Source organism: Cupriavidus sp. 10L43_2 (genome assembly GCF_056395265.1).
Map to the genome: position 1 here is coordinate 44271 of NZ_JBFTJE010000013.1, position 13505 is coordinate 57775.

General features: G+C 67.9%; 16 protein-coding genes. 5 read left to right on the plus strand and 11 right to left on the minus strand.

The window, feature by feature from the left end; genetic code table 11:
- Window positions 1-7 precede the first annotated feature (7 nt).
- The 5 genes from AC1DEL_RS18260 to AC1DEL_RS18280 all read right to left on the minus strand — a co-directional run bounded on the left by AC1DEL_RS18260 (window position 8) and on the right by AC1DEL_RS18280 (window position 4520).
- Window positions 8-493 (minus strand): hypothetical protein, encoded by a 486-nt coding sequence (locus tag AC1DEL_RS18260; RefSeq protein WP_255370704.1) that lies wholly within the window; start codon window positions 491-493, stop codon window positions 8-10.
- Window positions 426-1610, minus strand: a complete 1185-nt coding sequence (locus tag AC1DEL_RS18265; RefSeq protein WP_092291369.1) for a GTP-binding protein — start codon at window positions 1608-1610, stop codon at window positions 426-428. The genes AC1DEL_RS18260 and AC1DEL_RS18265 overlap by 68 nt, the downstream gene beginning before the upstream one ends.
- Window positions 1611-1850: 240 nt before the next feature.
- Window positions 1851-2270 (minus strand): RNA polymerase-binding protein DksA, encoded by a 420-nt coding sequence (gene dksA, locus AC1DEL_RS18270; protein WP_008642844.1) that lies wholly within the window; start codon window positions 2268-2270, stop codon window positions 1851-1853.
- Window positions 2271-2887: 617 nt separating this feature from the next.
- Window positions 2888-3970, minus strand: a complete 1083-nt coding sequence (locus tag AC1DEL_RS18275; RefSeq protein WP_477125856.1) for a CobW family GTP-binding protein — start codon at window positions 3968-3970, stop codon at window positions 2888-2890.
- Between the two features lie 31 nt (window positions 3971-4001).
- Complete coding sequence (locus AC1DEL_RS18280; protein WP_092292099.1) at window positions 4002-4520, minus strand: Fur family transcriptional regulator; 519 nt, start codon at window positions 4518-4520, stop codon at window positions 4002-4004.
- A 358-nt stretch (window positions 4521-4878) separates the two neighbouring features.
- Here AC1DEL_RS18280 and AC1DEL_RS18285 point away from each other — a divergent pair, with 358 nt between their 5' ends.
- From AC1DEL_RS18285 to AC1DEL_RS18300, 4 genes are all read left to right on the plus strand, one after another.
- Window positions 4879-5865, plus strand: coding sequence for a tripartite tricarboxylate transporter substrate-binding protein (locus AC1DEL_RS18285; RefSeq protein ID WP_092291373.1), 987 nt, complete (start codon window positions 4879-4881; stop codon window positions 5863-5865).
- Window positions 5866-6075: 210 nt separating this feature from the next.
- Window positions 6076-6612, plus strand: a complete 537-nt coding sequence (gene hslV, locus AC1DEL_RS18290) for an ATP-dependent protease subunit HslV (protein ID WP_092291375.1) — start codon at window positions 6076-6078, stop codon at window positions 6610-6612.
- Between the two features lie 48 nt (window positions 6613-6660).
- Window positions 6661-7992 carry an ATP-dependent protease ATPase subunit HslU gene (gene hslU, locus AC1DEL_RS18295; RefSeq protein ID WP_092291377.1) on the plus strand — a complete coding sequence of 444 codons (1332 nt, stop codon included), beginning with the start codon at window positions 6661-6663 and terminating at the stop codon, window positions 7990-7992.
- Between the two features lie 243 nt (window positions 7993-8235).
- Window positions 8236-8607: a hypothetical protein gene (locus AC1DEL_RS18300; protein WP_092291379.1), complete on the plus strand. Its 372-nt coding sequence runs from the start codon at window positions 8236-8238 to the stop codon at window positions 8605-8607.
- Window positions 8608-8640: 33 nt separating this feature from the next.
- Here AC1DEL_RS18300 and AC1DEL_RS18305 read toward each other — a convergent pair whose 3' ends face one another.
- Both AC1DEL_RS18305 and AC1DEL_RS18310 read right to left on the minus strand, forming a co-directional pair.
- Window positions 8641-9234, minus strand: a complete 594-nt coding sequence (locus tag AC1DEL_RS18305) for a response regulator transcription factor (RefSeq protein WP_092291381.1) — start codon at window positions 9232-9234, stop codon at window positions 8641-8643.
- Window positions 9234-10562, minus strand: coding sequence for an ATP-binding protein (locus AC1DEL_RS18310; protein WP_477125857.1), 1329 nt, complete (start codon window positions 10560-10562; stop codon window positions 9234-9236). Before AC1DEL_RS18310 ends, AC1DEL_RS18305 begins: the two co-directional genes overlap by 1 nt.
- Window positions 10563-10838: 276 nt before the next feature.
- On the opposite strand from AC1DEL_RS18310, the gene AC1DEL_RS18315 reads away from it, so the two are divergent.
- Window positions 10839-11336, plus strand: a complete 498-nt coding sequence (locus tag AC1DEL_RS18315) for a copper chaperone PCu(A)C (RefSeq protein ID WP_092291385.1) — start codon at window positions 10839-10841, stop codon at window positions 11334-11336.
- A gap of 8 nt (window positions 11337-11344) precedes the next feature.
- On the opposite strand, the gene AC1DEL_RS18320 is transcribed toward AC1DEL_RS18315, so the two are convergent.
- The 4 genes from AC1DEL_RS18320 to AC1DEL_RS18335 all read right to left on the minus strand — a co-directional run bounded on the left by AC1DEL_RS18320 (window position 11345) and on the right by AC1DEL_RS18335 (window position 13430).
- A complete protein-coding gene (locus AC1DEL_RS18320; RefSeq protein ID WP_092291387.1) occupies window positions 11345-12283 on the minus strand; it encodes a LysR family transcriptional regulator in 939 nt (312 codons plus the stop codon).
- Between the two features lie 62 nt (window positions 12284-12345).
- Entirely contained in the window at window positions 12346-12561 is a 216-nt protein-coding gene (locus AC1DEL_RS18325; protein ID WP_441591424.1) for a cysteine-rich CWC family protein, read from the minus strand.
- A complete protein-coding gene (locus AC1DEL_RS18330) occupies window positions 12558-12782 on the minus strand; it encodes a zf-HC2 domain-containing protein (RefSeq protein ID WP_441591422.1) in 225 nt (74 codons plus the stop codon). The genes AC1DEL_RS18325 and AC1DEL_RS18330 overlap by 4 nt, the downstream gene beginning before the upstream one ends.
- Window positions 12783-12800: 18 nt before the next feature.
- The gene (locus AC1DEL_RS18335) at window positions 12801-13430 is read right to left on the minus strand and encodes a sigma-70 family RNA polymerase sigma factor (protein WP_441591620.1); all 630 of its coding nucleotides are present in this window, start codon (window positions 13428-13430) and stop codon (window positions 12801-12803) included.
- Window positions 13431-13505 lie beyond the last annotated feature (75 nt).

The following is a 13505-nucleotide window of genomic DNA, read 5'->3' on the forward strand; positions in this document are numbered from 1 at the left end:
CGCGCGATCAGGCGAAGACGGGCGAGGCAGGCGGGGCGCGAGAGTGGAAGGGCCGGGCGGCGGGCAGGTCGGGCCAACGCCAGGCGAGGCTGGCCGGCTTGACTGGCTTGCCGAAGACCAGCACCGGCAGGTCGACGCTGCCGTGGTGGCTGTCAGCCAGCGTCGCGCCATCGAACAGCACGCACGAGTGCAGGCCGAGCTTGAGCGCGAAGGTGTCGGTATGGGTGTCGGTGCTGTCAGTGGCGGCTTCAGCCGTCACCGGGGCCGTCATGCCCGGCAGGCCGCCGTGCATCACGCGGTGGATCAGGCCCGCGTGCTGGGCCAGCAGCAGGCACAGCACGAGGCACAGCGCGGTCCAGAGGCCGGGGCCGTGGGCGCGCCAGCGGGCCATCCGGCCGCCGATGCGGTCGGCGAGAAAGGTGGCTTCAGTGCGCATGGCCGCAATCGCACGCGTCATCGCCATGATCGTGGTCATGGTCATGCGCGTGGTCATGATCGTGATCGTCACCGAAGGCGTCGCCCCAGTCGGGGAACGGGTCGGGGTAGGCCGCCCATGCTTCGGGGCCCGCCGCGAGTTCGGCGTCGGTCAGCAGGCAGGTGTCCAGCCGGGCTTCTAGCCCCGGGGCGTCGAGGTTCTCGCCGATCAGCACGAGTTCCTGGCGGCGGTCGCCGTACTCGGCGGGCAGGCCGTCATCGACCATATCGGCCTCGATGCCGGCGCGCGAGGCGGCGTCAGCCGGCCATTCCTCGGCGTCGATCGCGGCCCACCAGGCGCCGGCGGCACCGGGGCGGCACACGCCGCCTGCCTGATGCCAGTCGCCGGCAATGTCCATGCGGCTGGCCAGCCAGAAGATGCCCCGGGAGCGCAGCACGTCGCCATGCTCGCGCATCCATTCGGTATGAATCAGGTCCGCGAAACGCTGCGGATGGAACGGGCGGCGCCGGCGGTACAGCAGGGCCCCCATGCCAGCGGCGGCCGGCACCGGCTCGCCCTGCAGCGCCACCTGCCAGCCGGCGGCATTCGGGGTGGCGTCCGGGTCGAAACGGCCCGTGCCGAGCACGCGCCCGGCCGGCACCTTGCCGTGGCTTGCATCGACGAGGTCCGCGCGCGGGTTCAGCGCGTGCAGTACCGCGTGCAGGCGGCCGAGCTGGCCGGCATCGACCAGGTCGATCTTGTTGATGACGATGACGTCGGCGACTTCGATCTGGTCGATCAGCACGTCCACGACGGTACGGTCGTCGTCGTCATGGGCGGCCAGTCCGCGCTCGGACAGGAAATGGGCGTCGTGATAGTCGCGCAGGAAGCGCTCGGCATCGACCACCGTCACCAGGGTGTCCAGGTGCGCCACGCCTGCCGGGGCGTCGCCGTGGGCGTCCTCGAAGGCGAAGCCCTCGGCAATGCCGAGCGGCTCTTCGGTGGCCTGGGCTTCCACCACCACGTAGTCGTGCTGGCCGGCTTGCGCCAGACGGTCCACCTCGGCCAGCAGGTCGCCCTGGCTCGCGGCCACGGCCACGCGCGTGCCGCCCTGCGCGAGCAGGTGTTGCAGCACGGTGGTCTTGCCGGCGCCGGAGAAGCCGGACAGTACGGTGACGGGCAGACGAGGAGCCATGGAACGGGCGATTTCGGCGATGGGCGCGCCAAAGCGGCGCGCAAGGTGTTATTGCAACAAGGTTGCGACTGTAGCAGAAAGCCGCGCCGGACGACAGCCCGGCCACGTGGGTAGGTGTCCTGCCAATGGTAGTGCCGTGGCCGCCGTGAGACAAACCGCCCGGCACCGGCGCGTCATCAATGTGTCACCAAACAAAACGGCCCGGATGACCGGGCCGTGTCTGTCGGAGCGGGCGGGAGATCAGTCCCCGAACAGCTTCTGGCGCAGTTCGCGGCGCTGCTGGGCTTCCAGCGACAGCGTGGCCGTGGGGCGGGCCAGCAGGCGCGGCACGCCGATCGGCTCGCCGGTTTCCTCGCACCAGCCGTAGTCGCCGGACTCGATGCGCTGGAGCGACTGCTCCACCTTCTTCAGCAGCTTGCGCTCGCGGTCGCGGGTGCGCAGCTCGAGGGCGTGTTCTTCCTCGATGGTGGCGCGGTCGGCCGGGTCCGGCACGATCACCGTCTCGCGCAGGTGTTCCGTGGTCTGGTCCGCATTCTTGAGGATTTCGTCGCGAAGCTGCTCAAGGCGATTCTTGAAGAAGGCCAGTTGCGCCTCGTTCATGTAATCCTTGTCGCTCATCTTCAGGATTTCAGCTTCAGTCAGAAGTTTGTTGCTGCTCATGGTTGCTGCTGATTCTCTTGTTGATGCGACCGGCGGCGTCTTGGTCCGCTCGGGTGCAGTGGCCGCCCGCTTGCGCGGTGCGGTCGGTTCACTCTGGCTGGCTGCAGTCTTGCTGCTTCGCGTGCCTCCCTTGGCCTCGCCCGCATCGGCGTGCGCCGTACTGCCGCGGGGAGCTGGCGCTGCCTTCACTGCTGGCTGCGCGTCTGGCGTCTCCGCCGCAGCGGTGCCTGTCTTGCTGCGGCTTTCTTTGGTCTTCGTTGCGGCTGTCATGGGGACACCTCTCTCTACGCGTCGACGAGTGACGGCGCTGTTGCCAAGGTACCCCAAGCGGAGGGCGGTCTCCGCATGAAGCACTGCGACCGCGCCTGCCGGCGGCCCGCCTCATGCTGACGACGACCGCCGCCCTGCCAATACCGGCGCCGCTCAAACGTGCGTCGCCCGTATCAAATCCGGCCTATTGTACTTGAACAAGTTTTTCGTAGATATGGGAGAAAGCCGGACAAGAGACAGGAGTTTTCCCGGTACCCCGCCCAAAGGAGGGGAAGGGTGGGCGGAAAACCGGTCCGGCGGCAACCGCCACAGGATGCGGCGGTTGCTTCACATCGGGTGGGAGGGGCTCAGGCCAGGCAGGCAGCCAGTCCCTTGAGGATGGCATCGCGCGGCAGGTCCACGCCGATGAAGACCATCTTGGTGCCCGGGGTCTCGTCTTCCCACTTGGCGCCGATGTCGCTGCCCATCAGCTGGTGCACGCCCTGGAACACCACCTTGCGGTCCACGCCTTCCATATAGAGCACGCCCTTGTAGCGCAGCAGCTTCTCGCCATAGACCGACAGGATGCCCGACAGGAATTCCTCGAGCTTGCCGTAGTGGAACGGCTTGTCGCTGCGGAAGACGAACGAGGCGATGTGGTCCGTGTGGTGGTGATGGTGGTGGTGGTCGTGCACGCCATGCCCGTGACCGTGGTCGTGGTCATCGTGGTCGTGGCCGCAGTGCTCGTCGTGCACGTGGCCATGATCGTGCTCATCGTGCTCATGGGCCTCGGCGCGCAGGAAATCGGGGTCGATCTCGAGCTTCTCGTTCAGGTTGAAGCCGCGCAGGTCGAAAATCGTGTCGATCGGGGTCTCGCCGAAGTTGGCGGTGCGGATCGGCGCGCGCGGGTTCATGTGCAGCAGGCGATGGCGCAGGTCGGCCACCTCGGCCTCGGGCACCAGGTCGGACTTGGTGATGAAGATGGCGTCGGCAAAGCCTACCTGGCGCTGCGCTTCCTCCTGCTTGTCCAGCTGGAGGTTGCCGTGCTTGGCGTCCACCAGCGTGATCACGGCGTCCAGCAGGTAGCGCGCGGCGATTTCCTCGTCCATGAAGAAGGTCTGCGCCACCGGGCCCGGGTTGGCCACGCCGGTGGTCTCGATCACCACGCGGTCGAAATCGAGCTTGCCTTCGTCGCGCTGGGTGATCAGGTCGGACAGCGCCTGCACCAGGTCGCCCCGGATCGTGCAGCAGATGCAGCCGTTGCTCATCTGGACGATCTGCTCGCGGCCGTCCTGCACCAGGATCTCGTTGTCGATGTTCTCCTCGCCGAACTCGTTCTCGATGACGGCGATCTTCATGCCGTGCTGCTCGGTGAGGATGCGCTTGAGCAGCGTGGTCTTGCCGCTGCCGAGGAAGCCCGTCAGGATCGTGACCGGGATCAGTTTGGACATGTCTTGGAACTCCGGGAAAGGTTTGCGGCGCCTAGTGGGCGTCGCCGGCGCCGCGCGTGCGGCCGCATTCGGCGCACACGCCGTTGACGGTCAGCTCCACGTGCTCGACGGCAAAGCCGCGCGGCACCTTGGGCGCTACCGACGGCGCGGGCACGCCGGCCGCCTCGAGGCAGAACGTGCGGTCGCAGCGGGTGCAGTGGAAATGGCTGTGCTGGCGATGGACTTCGGCGCGCGCGGCCTCGTGCTCCACCAGCGTGAAGCGGAACACGCGGTCATGGCCCGCGCGCTTCTGCGCCAGCCCCTGCTCGACCAGCCAGTCGAGCACGCGGTAGACCGTGACGCGGTCCACGTCGCCATCGGCCGGCAGGCGGTCGATCACGGCCTGGTGCGTGAGCGGGTCCTCGGCGTCGATCAGGCAGGCGAGGATGGCCACGCGCGGCTGCGTCACGCGCGCGCCAAGCTGGCGCAGGCGCGCCTGCGCAGCGTCCAGCGTGGCGTCGGGGAGCGGCCCGGCTGCCTGGGCGGCCGGATGCGGGATGGTGCGTGTCATGCGGGCCATTTAACCATAGCGCCCGGGTCGATGCAATTCAGTTGCGTAAGCGGCTGCGCGGCACAAGCGCGGCGCAAGCGTGGCGAATCCGCCGAAAACGCCGCTTTCTCGCGGGTTAGCCCCTATACCTCGCTAATCTTTCAGGTTGCTAACATCCACCTCCGGCTCCGCCTGTCAGCGGGGTCAGTTGCTGTTCGCTTCCCATACATTGAGCCGATGGTCACCGCGTGTTTCCAATATGGACCGCGACCGGCGGCGCCGCCTCCCGGGCGGCCCGGCCGGCGGCAAGGGGTGTAAAGAGGAGGAGGCAAGGCGGATGGTGAGAACGGGAAAAGCAGGGTATCCAGGAGAGACAGTAATGAAACGAGTTGCAATGCATTTCGCGGCCGCGCTGGCTGTTGCCGGCGTGGGCGTTTTCACGGGGGCGCAGGCTCAGGAATATCCGGGCAACAAGCCGGTCCAGGCCGTGGTGCCGTTCGCGGCTGGCGGCCCGACCGACAAGGTGGCGCGCGAGCTGACCATGGTCATGTCCAAGCACCTGGGCACCACCATCGTGATCGAGAACCTCGGCGGTGCCGGCGGCACCATCGGTGCCAAGAAGGTGGCCCAGTCCAAGGGCGATGGCTACACCATCCTGATCCACCACATCGGCATGTCCACGGCACCGGCGCTGTACCGGAACCTGGGCTTCGACCCGCTGAAGGACTTCGAGATGGTCGGTGAAGTGGCCGACGTGCCGATGGTGCTGGTCGGCAACAAGCAACTGCCGCCGGCTACCTTCAAGGACCTGCTGCCGTACATCAAGGCCAATGCCAGCAAGCTGTCGATGGCCAACGCCGGCATCGGCTCGGCCTCGCACCTGTGCGGCCTGCTGTTCCAGAGCGCGATCCAGACCGAGCTGACCACCGTGCCGTACAAGGGCACGGCGCCGGCGCTGACGGACATCCTGGGCGGCCAGGTCAACCTGATGTGCGACCAGACCACCAACATCGCCGGCCAGCTGAAGGCTGGCGCGCTGAAGCCGTACGCGGCCATGCAGTCGCGCCGCGTGGAGGCGTTCAAGGACATCCCGACTGCGGCCGAGCAGGGCCTGCCGGGCGTGGAAGTGAAGATCTGGCACGCCATGTACGCGCCGAAGGGCACGCCGAAGCCGGTGATCGACAAGCTCTCCGCCGCGCTGCAGAAGGCCGTGGCTGACCCGACGTTCCGCGCCAAGATGGCGGAACTCGGCGCCGAGGCCGTGCCGGCCCAGCGCGCCACGCCGGAGTCGCTGCGCACGTTCCTGACGGCGGAAATCAACAAGTGGACGCCGGTGATCAAGAAGGCCGGGGTGTACGCGGACTAAGCACGGACTAACCCCCGCGCCAGCCCGGAAGGCAGAAGGCCACGCAGCGATGCGTGGCCTTTTTGTTTTGGCGCCCGCCCGGCGCCTTCTATATTGTGGGGATTGCCCGTGGCGGGCGCCTGTGATGCGTGCGGCTCTTGAAAGCGCGCTGCGTGTCGCCACCTACCCCCTGACACACTCCACAGATCACAGAAGGACCACGAAGGCACCATGGAACAGTATCACGGCACTACCATCGTCAGCGTCCGACGCGGCAACCAGGTTGCGCTCGGCGGTGACGGCCAGGTCACTCTCGGCAATATCGTGATGAAGGGTACGGCGCGCAAGGTGCGCCGCATCTACAACGGCAAGGTGCTGGTCGGGTTTGCCGGCAGCACGGCCGACGCCTTCTCGCTGCTCGACCGCTTCGAGGCCAAGCTCGAGAAGTACCAGGGCAACCTGACCCGCGCCGCGGTGGACCTGGCCAAGGACTGGCGCTCGGACCGCGCGCTGCGCCGGCTCGAGGCCATGCTGATCACGGCCGACCGCGACACCACGCTGGTCATTACCGGCAACGGCGACGTGCTGGACCCCGAGGGCGGCATCGCGGCCATCGGCTCGGGCGGTGCGTACGCGCAGTCGGCGGCCAAGGCGCTGATCGAGAACACCGAACTGGCTCCCCAGGACGTGGTCGAGAAGGCGCTGACCATCGCCGGCGAGCTCTGCATCTACACGAACACGAACTTCGTCATCGAGACGCTGGAATAAGCGTCGCCCGCTGGCGCTGCACCGCACCGCACTGAACCCCCGGATACCATGTCGCAAACCATGACCCCGTCGGAAATCGTTTCCGAACTCGACAAGCACATCATCGGCCAGAACAAGGCCAAGAAGGCCGTGGCCGTGGCGCTGCGCAACCGCTGGCGCCGCCAGCAGGTGGAAGACCCGCTGCGCCAGGAAATCACCCCGAAGAACATCCTGATGATCGGGCCCACCGGCGTGGGCAAGACCGAGATCGCGCGCCGGCTGGCCAAGCTGGCCGATGCGCCGTTCATCAAGATCGAGGCCACCAAGTTCACCGAAGTGGGCTACGTGGGCCGCGACGTGGACACCATCGTGCGCGACCTGGCCGAGATGGCCATCAAGCAGACGCGCGAATCGGAAATGAAGAAGGTGCGCACCAAGGCCGAGGACGCCGCCGAGGACCGCATGCTGGACGTGCTGCTGCCGCCGCCGCGCGACATCGGCTTCGCCCAGACCGAGGACAAGGACTCGAACACGCGCCAGGCCTTCCGCAAGAAGCTGCGCGAGGGCCAGCTCGATGACAAGGATATCGAGCTGGAAGTGGCCGCCGGCCAGCCGAGCATGGACATCATGGGCCCGCCGGGCATGGAGGACATGACCGAGCAGATCCGCACGATGTTCGCCGGGCTGGGCCAGGGCAAGAAGCATCGCCGCAAGATGAAGGTCAAGGAAGCGTTCAAGCTGCTGATCGACGAAGAGGCCGCCAAGCTCGTCAACGAGGAGGAGCTGAAGCACAAGGCCATCGCCAACGTCGAGCAGAACGGCATCGTGTTCCTGGACGAGATCGACAAGATCGCCAGCCGCAGCGATGTGGGCGGCGGCGAGGTGTCGCGCCAGGGCGTGCAGCGCGACCTGCTGCCGCTGGTGGAAGGCACCACGGTGAACACCAAGTACGGGATGATCAAGACCGACCACATCCTGTTCATCGCCTCGGGCGCGTTCCACCTGAGCAAGCCGAGCGACCTGATTCCGGAACTGCAGGGCCGTTTCCCGATCCGCGTGGAACTGGAGTCGCTGTCCGTGCAGGACTTCGAGGCCATCCTCACCCAGACCGACGCCAGCCTGACCAAGCAGTACCAGGCGCTGCTGAAGACGGAAGAGGTGGACCTGCAGTTCGCGCAGGACGGCATCCGCCGGCTGGCCGAGATCGCGTTCTCGGTGAACGAGAAGGTCGAGAACATCGGCGCGCGCCGGCTGTACACGGTGATGGAGCGGCTGCTGGAAGACCTGTCGTTCCACGCCACCCGCTCTTCGGGCGAGACGGTGACCATCGACGGCAAGTATGTCGATGAGCGCCTGGCCGACCTGGCCGGCAACGAGGACCTGTCGCGCTACGTGCTGTAAGCCGCCCCGGCGGGTTTGAAGGAACAACGAGCCAGACCGATGTCTGGCTCGTTTTGTTTTGGGGTCTTGACCGGCATGTGTCAGCGTCCCGCGCGGATGCCTCCCGCCAGTAACGACCGTAAGCATTGGTAAGCATGCTGGCGCCAGACCTCGTCGAAATGCGACCCTTGCGCACCTTGCTGGTCGATGGACCGGAGCGGGAGCCACCGCATTTCACTTCAAACACCTGCCGGGAGTCTGCCTATGTCGCGCCAACCTTCGCGCACGCTTTTTTTCAAACGCAACCAGGTGCGCAAGCGCCGCGTTGCCATCGCCACCGCGAGCGTGGTGGCGAGCATCACCGCCGCCACCGTCTTCCTGTGCGTCCGGCCCGCCGTGACCCCGGCCGCCGCCGCCGCGCTGCCGATCCCGGCTTCGGCCTCGGTCCACGCGGACCAGCCCGAGCGGCAGGCCGCGCACGGTGGCCAGGCTGCCGCCACGGCGCTGGCCATCGCCTCGGGCGAGCTGGTCACCCTGGCCGACCGCCACGCCAATGACGCCGTGCGCATGGCCGGCGTGGACCATGAATCGTCCGCCGATGATCTCGGCTGGGACTACGTCCAGCTTCGTCTGTAAGTTATTTCGCTTCGCCCGACGCGCCTAGCGCGACTATCGCGACACCGGCCGCTTGCCGAGCTTGCGCTGCAAGGTGCGCCGATGCATGTTCAGCGCCCGTGCCGTGGCCGAGATATTGCCGCCGTGCTCGGTGAGCACGCGCTGGATATGCTCCCATTCGAGTCGCGCCACCGATAGCGGCGTCGGCTCCTCCAGCGCCGCCTCGGCCGCCTCTTCCGAAATCCCCGCCATCAGTGCCGTCAGGATCGAATCGACATTGGCCGGCTTGGCCAGGTATTCGTCCGCCCCCTGCTTGACCGCCGCCACGGCTGTGGCAATGCTCGCGTAGCCGGTCAGCACGAGGATGCGCGCGTCCGGCAGCGCGGCGCGCAGCGGCGCCACCAGATGCAGGCCCGATTCCGCCTGCGCCGTGCCGCTGGCCTCGGCGGGCGGCCCCAGATGCAGATCCAGCGTGACGTAGGCAAACGGCGTGCGCGCGGCCAGCGCCAGCGCCGCGCTGCCGTGGTGGGCCACCTGCACCGCATAGCCGCGCCGCGTCAGCGCCCGCGCGAGCGTGCCCGAGAAGACCTCGTCGTCATCGATCACCAGGAAGGGCGTTGCGTCGGTGGGCGCGGAGGCGTCTGTCATCACGGTTGGAAGTCGGAGGAAGTGAGGTTGAGCGGGGTGGCGCCGGCCAGCGGCAGGCGCAGCACGGCCACGGTGCCACCGCCGCGGTGGTCCTGCCAGGACAGGCTGCCGCCAAGCTGGCGCGCGGCGCTTTGCGCGAGGTAGAGGCCGATGCCCTGGCCGCCGTGCGTGCTGGCGACGGGCGCCTCGCCCAGTTGCGCGCGCAGCGCCGGGGGGATGCCGCCGCCGTGGTCGGTGACGGCGAAGCGCAGCGCGTGGCCATCGCCGGTGATATCCAGCCGCAGCGGCGGCGTCTGGCGCATCGCATGGCCCATGGCCTGCTGGCTGCGCGCGGCGTTGTCCAGCAGGATGGTCAGGATCTGGCTCACGCGGGCGGCGTCCACGGGGTGCGTGGCCGCCTCCGGTGCGAGCGTGGATTGCAGGCTGGCCTGCGGATGGCGCAACTGCCACCGTTCGACGAACGGCGCGAGCCAGGTGTCGAGCGGCTGCGGCGCCAGCGGTTCGCGGTCCGCGCGCAGCCGGGCCAGGATCGAGCGGCACAGGTCCAGCTGCTGCTCCATCGTGCGGAAATCGGGGAGGTACTCGGCGAGTGGCGTGTTCGCACGCGCTGCGTCGGAGGCATCCCCACGCAACTCGCCGGCGATCACCGCCAGCGTGGCCAGCGGCGTGCCGATCTCATGCGCGACAGCCGCCGCCTGATCGTTCAGCGCCTCGGCACGCGACTCCCGCAGCAGCTGCTCGCGGGCGAGGTTCAACTGGGCATCGCGCTGGCGCAGCACGCCCGACAGCCGCGCCACGAAGAAGGCGATCATCACCGCGCTGGCCACGAAGTTCAGCCACATGCCGGCCAGGTGGTAGTTCACCGCGTTGTCCGGGTTGTGCAGGTGCAGCGGCACGTATTCGAGCAGCAGCAGCGAATAGCACGCCAGCGCATAGAGCGCGAGCGCCGAGACGAAGCGCCACGGCAGGATGGCCGATGCGATGGCCAGCCCGGGCAGGTAGAACGAGACGAACGGATTGGTGGCGCCGCCGGTGTAGAACAGGATGGCCGACAGCGCGGTCAGGTCCACGATCATCTGGGCCATCAGCTCGGCGTCCGACGGCACCGTGTTCTGCTGCCCGTGCCAGTGCAGGCGGACCACCGTCAGCACATTGAAGATGGCCTGCGCGGCGAACAGGTAAAGCAGCGGCTTGTAGGGCAGGTGGATGCCGGCCACCGACTCGCACGACACCAGCAGCAGCGCCTGCCCCGCCAGCAGCGCCCAGCGCAGCCAGCACAGGCGGCGCAGGCTCACCAGGCCGTGGCGCTGGGGCGCCCCGCCCGGCATGGCTGGGGCGGGAGCCGGCGCGACGGAGGCAGCGGGAGTCGGCGGTGCGGTAAGGGGCGGGGAGGGCGGCATGCCGGCAGTGTAGCAATGCCGCCATGCCGCGCGGCGGCGGCGACCCGGCGTGCGACACCTTGCCGCATTCAGGCCGGCCCGCGGCGCTGCCAGACTACGCGGTTGCCATGCCCGGCAGGTTCGGGGGCGCCATGGTCTAATAGCCGCCTTTCGTTGAATTTCGTTGATCCCGTCGATTCCGTCGACTTCGTGGAGATGTTACCGATGCAAGCCCGTTTTCGCGCGCCGCGCGCCGCCTCGATCGTCACCCTGGCCCTGGCCGGCCTGCTGGGCAGCGCACACGCGTTGGCGCAGGTCGACGTGAGCAATGCCTGGGTGCGCGGCACGGTGCCGGCGCAGTCGGCGTCCGGCGCGTTCATGACGCTGCACGCGCATGCGTCCGCAAAGCTGGTGGGCGTGTCGTCGCCCGTGGCTGCTGCCGAGCTGCATGAGATGAAGATGGAGAACAACGTGATGCGCATGCGCCAGGTGCCGTCGCTGGACCTGCCGCAGATGCAGGACGTGGAACTCAAGCCGGGCGGCTATCACATCATGCTGATGGGGCTGAAGTCCCAGCTCAAGGCCGGGGATACCGTGCCGCTGACGCTGAAGATCGAGCAGAACGGCAAGATCGTCGAGCAGCAGGTCAAGGCGCAGGTGCGCGACCTGACCGCCGGCGCGCCGACGGCAGGCGCCGCCGGCCACGGCGATCACAAGCACTAAGACGCGGATCAGCCGCGCAGGCTGATCGCCGCCTCCGCTTCCGATTCCGGCGCTGCCGCCGCCTGCAGCACCCGCTCACGCAGCCAGGTGTGGCCCGGATCGGCCTCGGCCCGCTCGGGCCAGATCATGCTGTAGCTGAAGCCGGGAATCGAGAACGGCGCCTCGAAAATGGTCAGGCGCGGATCTTCCAGCGTCGCCAGCGTACGCCGCGCCGCCGTCAGGACCATATTGGTCCCGGCGATCAGTGCCGGCGCCACGCTCCAGTGCGGTACCGTGCACGCAATCTTGCGGCGACCGCCCAGGCGCGCCACGGTAGCGTCGATCAGCTCCCCGCGCTCGCTCGCCGCGCTTACCAGCACGTGGGAGCGCGCCAGATAGGCCACGTGATCGAGCCGGCCGGTGTCGCGCACCGTGGCCGCATCCACCGCACACGCAAAGTCATCGTCGAACAGCACCGCCGTGCGCACGCCTTCCGGCTGGTAGGTGAAGGCGCCCAAAGCAATGTCGAGTTCGCCGTCGGCCACCTGCGCCGTCATGGTCTCGCGGCTGGCTTGCGTGACCACGAGGTCGATGTTCGGCGCGGCCTTGCGCACCGTGCGCAGCAGCCGGGGCAGCACCACCAGTGCGCCGTAATCGGACATCGCCACGCGGAAGGTGCGGCGCGCCATGGACGGCTGAAAGCCGCCCGGGCCGAGCAGGATACGCACCTGCGCCAGCGCCTCGGCCAGCGGGGCAGTCAGTTCATGCGCGCGGGGCGTCAGCACGAGCCCGCCCTGGCCGCGCACGAGCAGGGGGTCGTCGAGCAGTTGCCGCAGCCGCGCCAGCGAATGGCTGACCGCCGGCTGGCTCAGTTGCAGCCGCAGTGCGGCGCGCGAGATATGGCGCTCGGCAAACAGTGCTTCGAGCACCACGAGCAGATTGAGGTCGATTCCGCGTAGGCTATTCATGTGGCGAATATTAAACCGGATGGGTCCGGTTATGCCATTCGTCGAGCGGAATTTTTAGGGCTTCAAGTGTTTTGCGAGGCGTCCCGCCGGGCCTTCAGGCAATCCGGGCACAGGCAGTGCTGGCCTGCCACGATCTGCCGCGCCGGCAGCAGTGGCTGGCTGGCGCACCAGCATTCGGGCAGTCCGGCCACGTAGCCGCAGACGAAGGCCGCGCCGCAGCGGCTGCACCGCTCCACGGGGCGTAGCTGGCCGGTCTGGATGGTCGATGGATCGGTCATGGCCTCGGGCCGGGTCCGTCGCCACCATCCTGCCCAAGCCGCCGCATCGCCTCGCGCATCATCCGCATCTGCCCGCTGAAGTGGGTACACGTGGCGCAGATGGCCAGATGGCCGCGCAGGCGCAGCCGCTCCCCCCACGTCAGGGGCTGGTCCATGCCCTTCATGGTCAGGTGATGGATTTCCTCGCAGTTCGGCAGCAGGCGGCGGCGGGGTTCGGACATGAGACGAATTCGGCCTATCTATATAGAGGGGTGGGGTGAGCGCGACGGCGCGGCGGGGGCGGCTGTTGTATTCGCACCACGGTTGCCGAACCATTTCACTTCCAGGCATTCGCGCAGCCGCATGCGGGCGCGGTACAGCATCACCCATGCGTTGGTCGCGCTGATCTGCAAGGCCTGACAGATTTCTTCGGTCTCCAGTTCGAGCCATTCCCGCATCATGAAAATCCGCGCGGACTTGGCGGGCAGTCGGTCGACGCAGGTTTGCAGCACTTCGAAGAACTCGCGGCGCTCGAAAGTGCGGTCGGGGTCGCCCCAGTCGGAGGGCGGATGCTGGTAGTGGCCGTTGCGCGTGAACAGCGCGTCGAAGGCGTCCTGCTCCGATTGCGGCTCGCCATCGTCGCCGGTGGCCAGCGCCAGGCGCACCTCGCGCTTGCCGCTGCGCAGGATATCGACGATCTTGTGCTTGAGAATGCCGACCAGCCACGTGCGCAGCGCTGACTGGCCTGCAAAGCGCTCCGGGTGTTCCAGCGCGGCCAAAAGGGTCTCGGAAACGGCGTCTTCGGCGAGCGCTTCGTCGCGCAGCTGCAACCGGGCAAAGCGCAGCAGATAGGGCCGCACGGCCTGCAATTCGGCGGGATCGAGGCTCATTGCGGGGGCGGCATCGGGCGTGCCGGGGATCAGGTTCTTGTCGTCTTCGCGCGTGCCGCGCGGTTTCTTGTAAAA